Origin of the sequence: Nocardiopsis sp. L17-MgMaSL7 (assembly GCF_003182025.1) — a bacterium.
GTDB classification, from domain to species: Bacteria; Actinomycetota; Actinomycetes; order Streptosporangiales; family Streptosporangiaceae; genus Nocardiopsis; species Nocardiopsis prasina.
The window spans coordinates 63,053-78,834 of sequence record NZ_QGTF01000017.1 but is presented as its reverse complement, the minus strand read 5'-3'; the positions used below and the strand labels follow the sequence as shown (position 1 = coordinate 78,834).

Annotated in this window: 12 protein-coding genes; 7 read left to right on the top strand and 5 right to left on the bottom strand. The window is 67.8% G+C overall.

The genetic code is table 11. The features are described 5' to 3' along the window. Positions 1 to 348: 348 nt before the first annotated feature. From BDW27_RS23890 to BDW27_RS23880, 3 genes are all read right to left on the bottom strand, one after another. A complete protein-coding gene (locus tag BDW27_RS23890) occupies positions 349 to 876 on the bottom strand; it encodes a hypothetical protein (RefSeq protein WP_110051852.1) in 528 nt (175 codons plus the stop codon). A gap of 247 nt (positions 877 to 1,123) precedes the next feature. Then, complete coding sequence (locus tag BDW27_RS23885) at positions 1,124 to 2,308, bottom strand: PQQ-binding-like beta-propeller repeat protein (protein WP_233515908.1); 1,185 nt, start codon at positions 2,306 to 2,308, stop codon at positions 1,124 to 1,126. 239 nt (positions 2,309 to 2,547) lie between these two features. Continuing rightward, positions 2,548 to 4,971: a hypothetical protein gene (locus BDW27_RS23880; RefSeq protein ID WP_146223298.1), complete on the bottom strand. Its 2,424-nt coding sequence runs from the start codon at positions 4,969 to 4,971 to the stop codon at positions 2,548 to 2,550. Between BDW27_RS23880 and BDW27_RS27305 the strand changes: the two genes are divergently transcribed. Next, on the top strand, positions 4,961 to 5,104 hold the full coding sequence (locus tag BDW27_RS27305) for a hypothetical protein (protein ID WP_158543603.1): 144 nt from the start codon (positions 4,961 to 4,963) through the stop codon (positions 5,102 to 5,104). The genes BDW27_RS23880 and BDW27_RS27305 overlap by 11 nt on opposite strands. Positions 5,105 to 5,210: 106 nt before the next feature. Here BDW27_RS27305 and BDW27_RS23875 read toward each other — a convergent pair whose 3' ends face one another. Both BDW27_RS23875 and eccD read right to left on the bottom strand, forming a co-directional pair. Next, a complete protein-coding gene (locus BDW27_RS23875) occupies positions 5,211 to 5,537 on the bottom strand; it encodes a hypothetical protein (protein ID WP_233515903.1) in 327 nt (108 codons plus the stop codon). A 42-nt stretch (positions 5,538 to 5,579) separates the two neighbouring features. Next, positions 5,580 to 6,920, bottom strand: coding sequence for a type VII secretion integral membrane protein EccD (gene eccD / locus BDW27_RS23870; protein WP_110051847.1), 1,341 nt, complete (start codon positions 6,918 to 6,920; stop codon positions 5,580 to 5,582). Between the two features lie 220 nt (positions 6,921 to 7,140). Between eccD and eccCa the strand changes: the two genes are divergently transcribed. From eccCa to BDW27_RS23840, 6 genes are all read left to right on the top strand, one after another. Beyond that, positions 7,141 to 11,118 carry a type VII secretion protein EccCa gene (gene eccCa, locus BDW27_RS23865; RefSeq protein ID WP_255421512.1) on the top strand — a complete coding sequence of 1,326 codons (3,978 nt, stop codon included), beginning with the start codon at positions 7,141 to 7,143 and terminating at the stop codon, positions 11,116 to 11,118. Between the two features lie 221 nt (positions 11,119 to 11,339). After that, positions 11,340 to 11,678: a hypothetical protein gene (locus BDW27_RS23860; protein ID WP_110051845.1), complete on the top strand. Its 339-nt coding sequence runs from the start codon at positions 11,340 to 11,342 to the stop codon at positions 11,676 to 11,678. 50 nt (positions 11,679 to 11,728) lie between these two features. Next, entirely contained in the window at positions 11,729 to 12,022 is a 294-nt protein-coding gene (locus BDW27_RS23855) for a WXG100 family type VII secretion target (protein WP_110051844.1), read from the top strand. Positions 12,023 to 12,033: 11 nt separating this feature from the next. Further along, positions 12,034 to 12,393, top strand: coding sequence for a hypothetical protein (locus BDW27_RS23850; RefSeq protein ID WP_110051842.1), 360 nt, complete (start codon positions 12,034 to 12,036; stop codon positions 12,391 to 12,393). A 34-nt stretch (positions 12,394 to 12,427) separates the two neighbouring features. Then, positions 12,428 to 14,407: a protein kinase gene (locus BDW27_RS23845; RefSeq protein WP_110051841.1), complete on the top strand. Its 1,980-nt coding sequence runs from the start codon at positions 12,428 to 12,430 to the stop codon at positions 14,405 to 14,407. Between the two features lie 117 nt (positions 14,408 to 14,524). Continuing rightward, positions 14,525 to 15,631, top strand: a complete 1,107-nt coding sequence (locus BDW27_RS23840; RefSeq protein ID WP_110051839.1) for a hypothetical protein — start codon at positions 14,525 to 14,527, stop codon at positions 15,629 to 15,631. Positions 15,632 to 15,782 lie beyond the last annotated feature (151 nt).

Here is a 15,782-nt window from a genome sequence, read left to right as displayed (position 1 = left end):
GGCCAACACCACCGACCGTCCCTTCGGGGGTGACCGCAGCCGATTCAAGCGAGCCGCCAGGGATCCGGTACCGCCAGAGCACCTCGCCTGTGGCACCCGCCAGCCCGACAACTCCATCGGTGAGGACCATGACAGCGCCCCCAACGCCCGCAAGCACATCCCTGAGCACGTGGTCGTCAGGTGCCTCCCACTCCCAGGCCGCCTTTGAGACCGAATCCGGTGCCGGGTACAAGGAGACCTCGCCTGGATGGACTCGGTGCTCCGCCTGCGACACCCGCGCTCCGCCAAGAAGCGAACACCCGGACACGGGCACCAGCGGCACCAGAACGACCAGCCCCCTGCTGCGGACTAGGGCGCCGTCCCGCACTCGACGTACTTCCCAATGCTCACCACGTACTCCTTTTTGGAGTCGAACTCGCCGTAGTGCTCCGTGTAGTAGGCATCGGCGAAATCGAGCCCGTTCGTCTCCTCGCCGCACCACGTCACCGGGCTGGCCTCCAACGTCCGCATGACCGCGTCGCGAATCTCCTCGCCCCCGAGGGAGATTTCCCGGCCAGCCTCAGCCATGCCCAACGACGGGTCAACCCGATACTGGCCGTCTGCCTCCTGGAGGAGTCCCGAGTCAAGCAGGAAATCGATATTGGTCTCCCACACGTTGCCACCGTGCTCCTCGAACGGCTGGGCAGAGCCACCCAGAACTGCCACGCCCTCCTCGTCCCCCTCGAGTATCCTCCCGAGCACGTGGGTCCAGGCGGTGTCGATCACCCAGACACGCGAGATGTACTCCTTCTGCTCTTCCTCAGCCGCGTCGCCTGCGTCTCCCTCACCGGCTCCGGAGCATCCCGTCACCGAGACCAGTGCCAGGGACAGGACCACAACCCCCGCACCATGCCTGGAAATGCTTCCATTCAGAATTCGACTCAGTGAAGAAATCCCCGGAATTTCGATCAGTTTCTCCTCTCCCTGGATTTTCCATCAAGGACACGGTCGAAATGCGTCGCCGGTCCAGCAACCTTGGCGCCGTGAGCGGCCGCACCGGGAAAATCCCGTTCTTCGGCGGCGACGGGGCCGGAGGGATCGGTCAGACCCGAGCGCGCCCGTCGGGGTTCCTGGTGGTGGTCATTCACCGGAACCCCAAAACCGTGGCTCCGGCGCCGTCCCCCTCGGTCCGCTCGACAAGCGCCACTGCTCCGGGGACCGCGAGGAACCGGTCATCGCCCAGCAAGTCATGGGCACGAGAGGATTCCTGGGTGCTGAGTCCCCCGTCCAAGGGCCTCGGCAAAGCGATCTCGTCGGCTTCCCTGCCGCTCCCCCACTCGCTCACAGTCAGTCCGCTGCGAACCACGTCGGTCCCGCGCGTCAGGGGAGAACGGGGCTCCAACTTGACCAGGCTCTCCTCCAAGGGCAGAAGGTAGACACTCATCGCCCAGGTGTGGATCGCCTCTCCGGCAGTAGTCGCCAGAGTCTCTCCGTCGAAGCCCCTCTTCTCGTAGTCGTAGACGCGTTCTTCGGTTCCCCTGGTAGCCACCAGATAGCCGTCCTCCAGGGTCTTGACCAAGGCCTGGTCGTCTCCCAGATCAGGCCCGTTGCCCAGAATCTCGCCGTTGGCTGGGTCCAGGACCACACGCTCCTGATGACGTGTTCCGCCCTCAGGGCTGGGAACCGTGTCCCCCTCGTGAACGGCCAACAGTTCTCCCACCCGGCGGACACCCCCGTCCGGCGCCAGGAATTCGCTCTCGGACCCCGTCCTGGACCACAGCTGCGCCCCTTCCTCCAGATCGAGTGCGGTCACCTGCGCTTCACCGGATCCGCACACGGCTCGCACCACCACGACATCCTCGAACACCGTCGGAGTGCTGGCCGACCCGACCTTCGCCTCACCGCAGGAGAACAACTCCTCGGTGCGCCAGAGGACTCCGCCGTCCGCATCCGAACGCATCTCCGCACCCAACTGCGGCTCAGGTGTCACTCTCAGGGATCCGGTGTCCGTCGCGACACCGATATCGAAGACACCACGCAGTTCCTCGACGTCGCCCGCCAACTCCTCCTCGCGGTCACCGACGACCTCGCCGGTCTCCCCGTCCAGAACCACACGGCGGCCCGGCACTGGCTCACTCCCGTCCTCACCGTTCGGACCTTCGGCGGACCTGTCGTCCCCTTCAGGACGCTCCTGCGGCTGGTCCGGAAAGAGCACGTGAACTCGGTTTCCCGACGGGGACACGTCCGTCCACACCCGGGTCCCCTCCACCAGGTAGCTCCACATCTCCCGACCCGAGGCACCGTCCAACGCGACGACGCCGTCCTCCATAGCCACGAGTACACCGCCGGGAAGCCAGGACAACCTCGGCACACCTGTAGCTTCCTCGGCGGTCCACTCCCAGGCCAGTTCCGAGACAGTTACGGGAACCTCCCCGGGAGCCCAATCACCCGCCGGGGCCTCGTGCCGTACTCGCACGTCATCCCTTGGCAACAACCAGGCTCCAAACAGAGCCACTACCGCCAGGACCACACCCCCCAGGAACCACCAAGAGCGCAACCACGACCCCATCATTTGTCCTCGCCATCGGGTCTTTCCACGTCCGCCTCCGGCTTCTCACCACCGGTCCCGTCCGTCTTCGTCTGGTGGTAGTGCTCTAAGTAGCTCTCGAGCAGCTCGGTTCCCCTCCCGTCACCGACACCGGCCAGGAGTTCGTCAATCTCGTCCTGTACGTCCGAACGAAATTGATTCTCGTATCCGGAGATCACGACGTGACCGTCCTGAAATTCTAGGTGCTCAAAGTCATCAAACCGACTCTCTTCAATATCACCATCGGCGATATAATGGTCGATTATCACACTTCCAGCGCGAATATGATTCGCCGCGATAGAGGAATCCGCTTGTGAGTTCATTTCAGCCACCGGACCGAGTTCAAGCGACACGGAATCGGTCGCAGCAGCAGTCACGGAATCCTTCACAGAGGAAAGAAGGTCGTCAATCAGAAGTTGCCCAACCGGGTTCTTTGTGGAGATCAGCTCGCCAGGCTTGAAAACCATCTCAACCAACAGCTCCCGTCCGGCCTTTCTCCTTTCGTACTCATCCAGGAGATGAGAATCGGAGGACTCGGTCCTGCTGTGCGCTTCGCTCACAAGAGCCTGGTTGACGACTTCGTTCAAGCGATTCGCGTGCTCCCCTGCATTCCTCGCACTAACCTCTTCATCACCGTCGAAAAACATCCCCTCCACGAGACCATCAATGTACATTTCAGTAATGGCCACCATAGCAACTGCAGATTCCTCGTCGCCCGCGACGAACTCGAGAAAACGTTCTCGCTCCTCAATCCCCATCAACAGGGCCCCATTGGACTCACTGATAGTGACCCTGCCTTCATCCTCAGGGTTGAGGCTGAAGGCATCCACATAAGCCCCGTACACGCCCAGTAGCCCTTTGCCCATCTCGTTGTTGACCTGGGTGAACGACAGGCCGCTCTGGCCGAAGTGGTCGCTGTACATGCCGCCTGTGAGGTCGGTCATACGCTCGTAGCGCTCGTCGTCGGTGAGGAACTCGATCAGGTCCTTGGCCACCTCGTCGACGGCGCGGGAGTCGTCCCCGGCCTCCTGCTTGGCCTCCAGGATCCAGTCGGTGTAGCCGCTCGCCGCGGCGCCGTCGTCGGGCCACTCGCGCGTGAGGATGGCCTCGAACGCCGCCTGGCGCTTCTCGTCCTCGTGGATGTCGCCGAGGCGCGGGTGCTCGAACCAGTCGCCGGGACCGGAGATCATGTCGGCGTTGGCGTCGGTGTTCCTCGTGGCGACCTCCAGGGCCGCCTGCATGTGCTCGAGGTTCTCGTCCGAGATGAAGTAGGGGTCCTGGGAGTCGAGTTCGTGGCCGATGGTGAGCCCCAGGGTCAGCGACAGCCCCCGGCCGCCCTCGACACCCTCGGGGACATGGCCGAACAGGTTGCCGACCGCCTCCCAGTCGATGTCGCGCATCCCGAAGTCGGGGTCGCCCTCGACCGCGGCGCGGACGCTGGCGGGGAGGTCGTGGTAGCCGCCGGGAACGGAGTCGTCCCCGTGCTTGAGCCGCTGGTCGCTGAGCACGAGGATGCCGGTGCCGAGCGCGGCCAGCAGGGGCGCGGCGTCCTCCGCGCCCATGAACTCGTCCATGGGCGCCAGCCGCGCCAGGTCGGCGACGCCGATCGAGTCCTCCAGCTGGTCGTAGAACTCCTTGAGGAACTCCATGTCCGCCGGGTCCATGTTCTCGCCGTCGCCGCTGTTCGCGCGTTCGGCGCGCCATCCGATCCCGGAGAGGACGGCGAGCATCTCGTAGTAGTCGTCGTCGAGTTCCTTGTCCCCGTTGACGTAGGGGACGATGCTCTCGGCCATCTCTTCCGGGTCGACGTCTTCGGGCAGGTCGGAGACCGAACCGCCGAGGTTGAACTGCGACCAGGTGACGTAGCCGCCCTCCATCAGGCGCCCCACGGCCTCGACTGTGGGCCCGCTCTTGAGGTCGTCGGAGAGCTGGTCTCCGGTGTCCTTGAGCAGGCGGTAAGCGGTCGACTCCTCGTCCTCGAGCTCGTTCTTGAGCGCTTCCAGGGCCTTCTCAGCGGCCTCGGCGGGAGAGTCGTTCCACATGAACTGGATCATGGGCGGTGCTTTGTCGAGGTCGGCCGCGAGCGTCGGGGCCTCCTCGTTCCACCTGTTGATGATCCGGAGGCGCTCGTCCTTGTAGGTCTTGACCGTGTCCTTCCAGTTCTCGACGATGGCGGCACAGAAGCTCATGTTCGCGGAGACGTCGGACCACAGGGCCTGGTCATCCTCGGAGAAGTTCTCGATGCTCCACTTCAGGACTTCGGAGAACTGCTGGGCCGTGTCGTCGAAGGAGCCGTGGAGGTCGTTGGCCCGGCCGAGGATGCGCGCGGTGAACGCGTGCAGCTCCTCGGCCAGTCCTTCGAGCGGGGAGGCGTAGATATCCGGATCGCCGTTCATGACGAGCACGTACGACGCCGTGCTGAACTGCTGGGACTGGCCGCTCACCTCCACAGCCGTCACAGCGCCGCCACCCGCGCTGACCGTCACCGACCTCATGCTGTTCATGCTCTCCACCCACAGTCTCGCCACCCAGGAATGAATCAGTGGCGGCCTCTCGGCCGCGCTTTCGCGGCTCGCGGCCGCGGCCCCCGGCCGGTTCACGGGTACCGAGGATCGTCAGAGGAACGGGGTCAACCGCTCAGTCGTCAGAAGTTGACGTCCGGGATGTCGTTCCACGCGCCCTGGAAGGTCTCGTCGGCCTCGTAGTCGGTCTCCACCACGCGGGAGATCCCGCCCTGGATGCCGTTGGCCAGCTCCTTGCCGTTCTCCTGCAGCGTCTCGATGTCAGGAGCGTTCTCGCGCTCGAAGGTGTAGAAGCCCGGGCGGAGCATCCAGCCCGCCTTGTCGATCGCCTCACCCATCAGCAGTTCGAAGGTGTCGGACAGCCCGACCATGGCTTCGGCCATGGCCTCGGCCTCCTGGGCCCTGCTCATGCCGGCCCAGGTGTTCACACTGACTTCATCGAGACTCACAGGCCAACTCCTCTCTATCGGGGGGAAAGATGCGGTTGTGGGTCAGAAAGTTCCCGTGCGCTCGCCAACGAACTGGAAGAGGCCCATCGCCCACGCGAAGACCGGGAGCATCGCGATGACCACCACGATCTCGGTCCAGTTGAGCAGGCGACGCAGGGACGCCCTGGGGACGTCGGTCAGGCGGACCCCGCTCAGGATCCCGAGCACGACACCGCCCACCAGGACGGCGAAGGGGAGCCACGGACCGAGGACGGGGTAGGTGCCGATGGCGGCGACCCCGGTCGCCCCGATCCCGATCACCCCGGAGATACGGAGCGGCAGCACGTGGCGAATCCGGTCGAAGAGCCTGGACCGCAGGAGCAGCAGCACCGCCATCAGCCCGCAGAGCAGCAGGTCGGGGAGGGTCTGGGCGTAGTAGGCGAGCAGAACCGTGACCAGGCCCGAGCTCACACCGGCACCGGTGATGATGCCCAGGAGGAGCCGGTCGCTGTTGTCGAAGGTCTCCTCGAACCGGCCGGTACTCACCTGGCCGGACCGCCCGACCTCGTAGTCGAGCCCGGACAGCCCGCCCATGACCATCGCGCTCCGCGGCAGGACGCCCACACACAGCACCAGGGCCAGAGCCATCGAGCGCACGCCCTGGACCGGTTCGACGAAGATGCCGACGGCGACCAGGACACCGGCCCCGAGGGTCAGCACCGCGAGCCCTGCGATGTAGGCCAGCCCGGTCCGGTCCAGCGCCCAGCCGACGATCGCGACCAGGAGCGCGCCGCAGAGCGCGAACGCCCCTCTGACCAGGGGGTCGCTCCCGCTCAGCAGACCTCCGACGAGCAGGGCGGTGACCGCCCCCCACACGCACGCCGTCGAGAACAGCAGGTGTGCCACCACCGGCAGCGGCCGGCGAGCCGCGAACACCATGAACGCGAGGGTGTACATGGTTCCCAGTGCCCCCACGGCGAGGTGGCCGGGAGAGGGCCGCAGCCACATCAGCAGGAGGAGCATGAGCAGCGGCCCGAGGGCCGAGACCACCAGGCCGAAGGAGAGCGTGGTCGTGGGGTTCCAGATCCACGCGTGCTCGTCGACCTCGTCCTCGACCGCGCCGCGGACGTCGTCCACGTTCTGCCTGCGCGCCGGAGCCCCCCGGGGGTGCAGTGTCAGCACGTCGCCGTCGTACACGCCCGCGCTCTCCAGGGGGGTGTCGGCGTGGATCGGATCGCCGTCGATCGTGCTCAGCGTCCAGGCGCCGGGGTCGGTCCCGCCGTCCTCCGGCACGCAGACCTCGATGATGCGGGGCATCAGCGTCGCGACGGGAACCGTTCCAGGAAGGGCGAGATCAGCCCATTTCGTCGGCCCGGTGACCGTGACTCGGCAGTATCCGCTCACACCAGGGATTCCTTTGTTCTCTACGCTGGGTTTGGTCCCACTCACGATCTCTCATGCGTGAATGGGATGGTTGATGATGATCGCGAGATTATCCTGAACGTGGCCACTCAGACACCAGTGCCCCCATCGGTGGACGGAAGAGAGAGAGCTTGTGGCGACCAGATCGGTCCCGCGACCCGCGCGTACCACCCCCAAGTCCCCCGGGGATCGGTCCCTGGTCATCGCGACTCCCCCGCAGATCCCGGAGAACGCCCCCGCGGGCAGCTCCGGGGCCATGATCATCATGCCGATCATCACCGGCTCGGGCTCTCTGCTGATGTCCATCACCATGGGCCACCGTCCGCTGATGGCGGTGGCCGGTGTGCTCATCATGATCGCGAGCGTGATCGTCGGCATCATCATGTTCGTCTCGCAGTACAACGGCCCCCGCAAACGCATCCGTGAGCAGCGGGAACGGTACCTGGACTACCTGGACCAGCTGCGCGAGATCGTTCGGGACGTGGCCTCCACGCAGCGGTCCGACAACGCGTTCCGCCACCCCGACCCCGAACTGCTCACCGCGCCGGCGCGATCGCGCTCCCGAAGGTGGGAGAGGCGCGCGAGCGATCCCGACTTCCTGGAAGTACGGGCGGGTACGGGCCTGCGCCCGCTGACCCGGCGCCTCCAGCTCAAGGTCGACACCTCCAACCCGCTGGTCGTCTACGACCCCGTCTGCCAGGGGGCGGCCGAGCAGCTGATCGACCTCTACGCCCAGGTCCCCGAGATGCCGCTGGTGATCCCGCTGCGCGAGCACGGCGTGGTGTCCATCGTGGGCGACCGCGCCGCCGGCCGCGGGCTGGCCCGCTCGCTCGTAGCCCAGATGGCGGCCTTCCACTCCCCGCACGACCTGCGGGTCGGCGTGGCACGCGACGCACGGCTGCGCGCCCACTGGGAGTGGCTGAAGTGGCTGCCCCACAACACCTTCGAGGACGCCCAGGACGGCCCGTTCCCGGCCCGCCTCGTCACCGTCAACAGCATGCAGATGGCCGATCTCCTCGCCGAGGAGATCGAGGCCCGCACGGTGGACCTGCAAAGGCGCCGCCAGCAGGCGCCGGGCCCCGGTACGCGGCGTCTGGTCGTCATCGTCGACGGGGAGCACCAGTCGACGCTGTCGGGGCTGGCCGCGCAGGCTCCCGCCACCTCGCTCGCCGATCTCGGCATCCACGTGATCGCGCTGGTCGGAGATAAGCGTGAGGAGCCCGACGGGGTCGACCTCCGGCTCACCATCGACTCGGAGGGGAACCTGGCCGAGGACACCGACGGCACGGGGGACGAGGAAGACGACGAGCGCAGCCCCCTGAAGGGGCGGGCCGACCGTTCGAGCGTCGCCCACCTGACCACACTGTCCCGGATCCTGGCGCCCTTCGGCATCTCCGCCGCCGACGGCGACAACGCGATGCACGAAACCGTCGGGCTCCCCGAGATCCTCGGCGTGCCGGACGTGGCGGAGCTGGACACCGGGCGAACGTGGCGTCCGCGCAGTACCGGCGACTACCTCAAAGTGCCGATCGGTGTCGGGCCTCAGGGCAACGTCGTCCTCCTGGACCTCAAGGAATCGGCGTTCGGCGGCATGGGGCCGCACGGGCTGGTGGTCGGCGCCACGGGTTCGGGCAAGTCGGAGATGCTCCGGACCTTGGTCGCCTCCCTGGTGATCAACCACGACCCCGAGCACCTCGCGCTGCTCCTCGTCGACTTCAAGGGCGGCGCGACCTTCGCCGACACCGACCGGCTTCCGCACAGCGCGGGGCTCATCACCAACCTGGCGGACGACGACTCACTGGTGATGCGGTTCCGTGAGGCGACCTTCGGAGAGCTCACCCGGCGCCAACAGGTACTCAAGGACGCGGGGAACCTGCCGAACCTGCACGCCTACGAGGCGGCCAGGGAGAAGGATCCCTCCCTCCAGCCGATGCCCCATCTGCTCATCATCATCGACGAGTTCTCGGAGCTGCTGACCGCCCACCCGGACTTCGCGGAGCTGTTCGTGGCCATCGGCCGCATCGGCCGTTCGATCGGCGTGCACCTGCTGCTGGCCACCCAGCGCCTCGAACCCGGCAAGATCAAGGGCCTGGAGTCGCACCTGTCCTACCGGGTCGGCCTGCGCACCTTCTCCGAGGCCGAGAGCCGTGAGGCGATCGGAGTCGGGGACGCCTACCACCTGCCGCCGGAGCCGGGTTCGGGCTACCTGAAGGTCGACACCTCCGTATTCGAGCGCTTCAAGGCGGCCATGGTCTCCCAGCCGTACGTGCCGCCCGCGCCGGAGGAGGAGCAGGAGGGCAAGGAGGTCCCTGTCCTCCCGCTGCTCTCCTACAACGGGCTCGACAAGGCCCTGGGAACCGGTTCCTCGCTGTTCTCCTCGTTGATGGACTCCCTCTCGTCGGACACCAAGGAGGAGAAGGCCGGTCCGAAGGAGGAGTCCAGGACCACACTGCAGGTCACGATCGACCGGATCGTCGACTCGGGAGCCGAACGCGTGCGCCCGGTCTGGCTGCCGCCGCTGCCCGAGGCGCTCCCGCTCGACACCGTCCTGAACCACATGGGCGAGTCCGAAGGCATGGACGGCGAGGGTGTGGAACCGGAGCCGTCGGAGGTCCGGGCTGTCATCGGCCTGACCGACATCCCCCGTGACCAGAAGGTGGTGCCCACCGAGCTGGACTTCACCGGCGGAGAGAGCAACATCGTCCTGCTGGGCGGCCCGCAGTCCGGGAAGTCGACGCTTCTGCGCACCCTCATCGCCGGGCTGGCCTGGCGCTACCCCCCGGGCCGGGTCGCCGTGTACGCGATCGACTACGGGGGCGGGGCCCTCCAGGCCATGGAGGACCTCCCCCATGTCGCGGGTGTGGCTGGCCGCGCCGACCCCGAGCGCGTCCAGCGCGTGCTCGTCGACGTGCGCACACAGCTGGACCGGCGGCAGCAGCTGATGCGCAAGCACCGGCTCGACTCACCCGCGGCGCTGCGCCAGGCGCGGGCCGACGGCACCGTCCCCCGCGGCACCATCGGGGACATCTTCCTCCTGATCGACGGCTGGGCCGCCGTACGGGAGGACTTCGACGAGGCCGACGACCTGCTCATGGACATCGCCACGCGGGGCCCCTCACTGGGTATCCACACCATCCTGACCGGGGCCTCGAACACACAGATCCGGTCGCGTCTCCAAGCGCTCTTCGGTGGCCGTATGGAGCTGCGCCTGAGCGACCCCATGGACTCCGGCCTCACCAGGAGGGTCGCCGAGACCCTGCCCAAGGACACCCCGGGGCGCGGCATGCGCGCCGACGAGCGTCACTTCCAGGTCGCTCTGCCACGGGTCGACTCCCTCACCACCACGGAGGACGTCACCGAAGGCATCGCGGACCTGACCAAGCGGGTCCGGGAGCGGTGGCCGCAGAACGCGGTCCAGGGGGTCAGGACCCTCCCCGAGAAGGTGGAGCTGGACCGCCTCATCAAGGCCCACAAGATGAGCCGGCGCAACAACCAGCTGGTCCTGGGGCTGGCGGAGAGCACGCTGAGCCCCGCCAGGACCAACCTCGCCAAGGACCCCCACGTGCTGGCCTTCGGCGACCCGAAGACCGGCAAGAGCGCGTTCGTGCGGGGCATGGTCAAGCAGATCATCCAGCGCTCCCCGGAGGAGATCGGCGTGGTGATGGTGGACTTCCGCCGGAGCCACCTCGAACTGGTCCCCGAGAGCCACTTGCTTTCCTACTGCACCAACGCGGACCAGACCGCGGGCGTGGCGAAGAGCCTGGCCAAGTCCCTCAAGGAACGGCTGCCCGGACCGGACGTGACCCCTCGCCAGCTCCGCGAGCGCAGCTGGTGGAAGGGCCTGGACCTGTACATCGTGGTCGACGACATGGACATGCTGGGGACGCGCAACAACCCCCTGGCGCCCCTGGCGCCCTTCATCTCCCAGGGCTCCGACCTGGGGCTGCACATCATCGCGGCCCGGAGGACCGGCGGGGCCGGGCGGGCTCTCTTCGAACCGGTGACACAGGCGATGAACGATATGGCCTCTCCCGGCATCCTCTTCTCCGGGGACCGCCGCGAGGGGCGCCTCTCGAACGGCGTCGCCTCCAAGGAACTCCCCGCCGGCCGGGCCCAGCTCGCGCTGCGCGGCAAACGTCCGGAACTACTCCAGGTGGGGTGGAGCGAACCGCCCGCCTGAGGAATCGAGGAGGACTGACCACGTGACCGGCCGAAGAGCACGCCCGCGCCGTTCGGACGGGAACGAGTGCGAGAAACCGGTCACCGCGAGGAACATGCCTCGTTGACCGGGCGACACCGATTTGACTATCGTCCACACCGACCGACACGAGACGTCCCTGGTGTCCCGTCTTCTCCCTGAACCCGGCGGTCGCATCCCCATCACCCCTTAAGGAACTGACCATGAGCAACGACCATCTCGATCTATCGAACGTCAACGCGATGGGCGAGGGCAGCACGGGAACCCTCGACCAGGCCGACGCGATGACGCAGGACATCCGCAACCTCGTGGGTGACATCGAGGGGATCCCGGAGGGCCTGCGCGGCCCCGAGGCCCCCTTCAGCTCCGCCGGCGCGAGCCTGGTGGACGCCTTCAGCGGGCTGATGACCTGGTGCCAGACCAACGGTATGAACCTGTCCGACGCCCAGGCCGAGCTGAACCGCATCTCCGGCGAGGCGGAGGAGACCTACACCGCCGCCGCGGCCGAGATCGATCCCCTGGCGCGCGGTGTGAACGGCTGATCCCCTTCAGCTATTCGGTAGTCAAGTTCAAGGCCTGAGAGGAAGACGACATGTCGGACGAGCACTTCAGCAGGATCAGTTCAATGGAGAACACCTCCATGGACCTCTCGGACGCCCACGGGCGTTTCGAGAACATCATGGAGGCACTCATGACCACCGCCAACAGCACCTTCGGTTCCTGGGAAGGCGCGGGCCGTGAAAGCGCCATGTCCAACAACGAAGAGTTCTCCGCCAAATACGAGGAAGTTCAGGGTGCTTTCCAGAACCTCGTCGGTTCCAACGACGAGGTGATCGAGAAGATGCGCGGAATGCACGGCAAACTCGAATCAATCTTCCTCCGGTAGGCTCAGCGACGATGTCTACCGCCGTACCCTCTTCTCCGCCTCCGCCCGACCCGGATCTGCACCTCCCCGAGGCGTTCCACTACACGCCGGACGAGGAGAAGTACGTACTCCAGGCCGACGCCCTGCGGCATCGCCAGCTGCGCTCCGCGATCCTCTACGGGTCGAGCCGCTACTGGCGGCGTCGGCAGAGGGTCTGGCCGGCCGTGATCGGCGGACTCATCCTCACCGCCCTGGTCTGCGGGGTCATCGCTCTCATCGGAGCCTTCGAGCGGCAGCAGGGGGTGAACGAGGAACGGGGGATCGGGCAGTACCGCCAGCAGTCCGCTCCGGCCTTCGTCGACGAAGCTCCCCTGCTGCCGCACCGGTCCTGACCCACCCACCACCACGAGAAGGGGCGAAACTCCCGTGTCCGGTTCCGCATCCGCCCCGTCGTGGGCTCCCGGGTACGACATCGCCGGCCCGGTCCGGCAGGGCCTGCGGGCCCGGATCGTGCGCGCCACCAGGACCACGAGCGGGGCCGACGTCGTCCTCAAGGTCCTTTCCCCGGAGGAGGGCCGGACCGAACTCGAGTGGCTGCGCGACCTGTCCTCCGTGCCCGGGGTGGTCCCCCTGGTGGACGCGGGGAACACCATCACCGGTGAGGTGTTCGTGGCACTGCCCTACTACCCGGACGGGTCCTTCGCGGACATGCTGTCCAAGATGGGGCCCGCGCCCATCCTGGAGGCCTCCGCCGTCGCGCGGAGTGTCGCGGTAGCCCTGGGGGCTCTGCACGCCCGGGGTTCGACCCACAACGGAACCGCCCCCGGCAACGTCCTGCGCGCCGGACGGACCCCGGTCCTGACGGGGTTCGGTGTGACCCAGCCGATGGGGCAGCCCCTGGCGCCGCCGTCGCCGGGATCCGAGACCTTCGTCCACTCACCGCCCGAGGCGCTGAGGGGTGAGCACAGAAGCCCCGCCTCCGACGTGTACATGCTCGCGTCGACCGTGTGGACACTCCTGGTCGGACGCGCGCCCTTCGCCGCCGACGGCCCCTTCGAGCCGCACGCCTACGCCGGGCGTGTGCTCAACGACGCCCCGCCTCCGATGCCGCGCCAGGACGTCTCGCGCAAACTGCGTGGCGTCCTCTCCCGTGCCCTCGCCAAGGACCCGGAGCACCGGTACTCGACCATGGCGGAGTTCAGCACCGCCTTCGAACAGGCACGCACCTCGCGCCCGGTGACGCAGGTGCCCGGCGGGACCGGCGGCCACGCGGCCCCCTCCGGTCAGCGCCCCCAGCACCCGGCTCCGCCCAGCGGACCGCAGACACCGCCCAGCGGGCCTTACGAAGCGCCTCTGAGCGCACCGCAGGCCCCACACACACCGCTAGGGCCAGCAGAGGCCGGTCCGCAGGATCCGCTGAGCGGACCTGCGGCCCCCCTCAGCGGGCCCCAGACACCGTTCGGCAGCTCTTCAGCTCCAGCCCCCGGCGCTCCCCCGGAGCCCGAGAGGCCGCGACCCGTCGAACGCTCTCTGCCCACTCCCGCCGAACGAGCCGCGCGGGGGGCGGTCCCCGAGAACTCCGCGAACACCACGGCGGACATCGCCATGGCCCGGCTCAGGGGCGAGGAGATCTCTCCTCTGGTCACCTGGTCACGCCTGAAGGGGTGGTCGGGTGTGGCCGAGGACTCCCACTTGCCCGTGGACGAGGAGGAGCCCAGGGCCGAGGACGGCCCGGTGTGGGAGCCGACGGCGCACGAGCCGCCGAGGCGGCCGCGCTGGCGCGAGCACCTGCACATCGCGGTGACCGTCTGCGGTGTCCTCGTCATGGGCGTCACGGCCAGCGCCTTCGGTGCGACCACCGCCTCCGAGCCCCAGGTCGCCGCGGCCGAGACCGAGGGGGTCCAGGAATCCACGGGATCCGCTGCGGAGGGTGCCGAGGAGGAGGCCACCCCCGAGCCGGTGGCGGCTCCCTCGCCGCTCCCCGAGGTCGACGCGCCCTCGGGGGTCTCACTGGAGGACTCCCTCAGCGCCGTCACCGTCTCCTGGACCGACCACACCGGGGGCACCGGTTCGTACTTCGTCGTCGGCGGCAGGCAGGGGCACGATCCCACGACCCTGGCGCGGACCGGCCCCGGCGCGGTGACCGCTCAGATCAACGTCGACGACACCCAGGCCGAGTACTGCTTCACCGTGGTGGTCGTCGACGGCGGCTCCGGGGCGTCGGACGAGGTGTGCACGACCCGCGCGGCCGAACGCCAGGCCGAGGCCGACCGCCTGGCGGAGGAGGAAGCCGCCGAGGAGGAGGAAGAGGAAGAGGAGGCGGATCCGTCGCCCTCTCCCTCGCCGTCGCCCGACTCTGATCTGGTCAGGGAGCCCTCTCCCTCCGCGACCGGTGACGGAGACTAGTCGGCCCCACGCGCCCGGCGTCCTCCGGATAACGTGAGGATCGGGGAGAACCGTGACGTGTCTCCGGTGATCCCACACCCTGGAACCACCCCGCTCCGCTCCCCCGAAAGGCGATCCATGCGGCGTTCACTCGCCTTGGCCTCTGCTGTGTGCCTCCTCGCCGTGACGGCGTGCGAATCCTCCTCCGGGTCCTCGGACGGCGAGCCGGAGACGGTCGAGGCGCTCACCGAGGACGGTCTGGTGGGGCTCGCCCTGGTGCACCGGGGGTTCGAGGGCGGCGACCCGGAGACCGAGCAGGTGCTGGTCTTCCACGATCCCGACACCGGCGCTCCCCTCCAGCGGATCGACCTGCCCGACGGGGCGGTGGACCCGATGGCGCCCGCGGTTCCGGTGCACAAGCGGTTCTCCGAGGACTGGCAGTACTTCGCCTTCGTCACGAACGAACCCAACGCCGTGCACCTGGCGGGTCTGACCGACCCCCAGGAAGCCGAGGAGGGTGAGGAGTTCACCTACCAGCCCGTCGAGACGATCCAGGCTTCCGGTGAGGAGAAGCTGTCGGACCCGGTGATCCACGGGGAACGGCTCTGGTACGTCTCCGCGCAGGGCCAGGGGCAGCCGCCGCAGGTCAAGTCGGTCCCGTTGGAGGCGCCCGGGGGCACCCCCAACCAGGAGGGCAGCCTCGCTCTCGGTGAGGGACAGCGGCCCAGCGACTGGACCATCACTCCGGACGGCTCCCTGCACATCCGTAACAGTGTCCCCACCCAGCAGATCGCGGGCGGCGAGGGCAGCCTCGTGGTGCGTTCGACCAACGGCACCGTCGTGAACGCCACCCTCAACACCGGGGGCGAGCAGTGGCAGACCTTCGACGACGCACCGGTCTGGGGCGGTGAACAGGCCCTGCTCCGGCCGGACGGCGACGGGGAGGGCCCTCAGGGCGCCTACCTGCTGGAGGTCGAGGGCCAGGGTCACAGCGTCACTCGGCTACTGGAGGACGTCTCGAGTCCGGTCGTGCAGTACACGCTGGCACCGGAGAGGGACGGCATCCTGCTCCAGACCGAGGAGGCGTGGTTCCGGGTGGACCTGGAGGAGGGGACGGTGACGGAGACCAAGGAGACGTTCCCGCGCTACCACGACACCTCCATGGACGGCTGGCCCCTCGTGGTGCGGTGGTCCCAGGAACCGCCCACCGAGCCGGACGCCCCCTCGGAGAGCCCCACCTCCTGACGCGGACACACCATGGGCGCCGTCCTCACCGCGTTCGGAGGGTGCCGGACAATGGCGTGAAATCCCGCGACCCCAGGGAGAGGACACCTCGGATGCCCAGGACAAGGAAACAGCGCGGCGCCATGGCCACGCTGACGTCGCTGCTCGACAA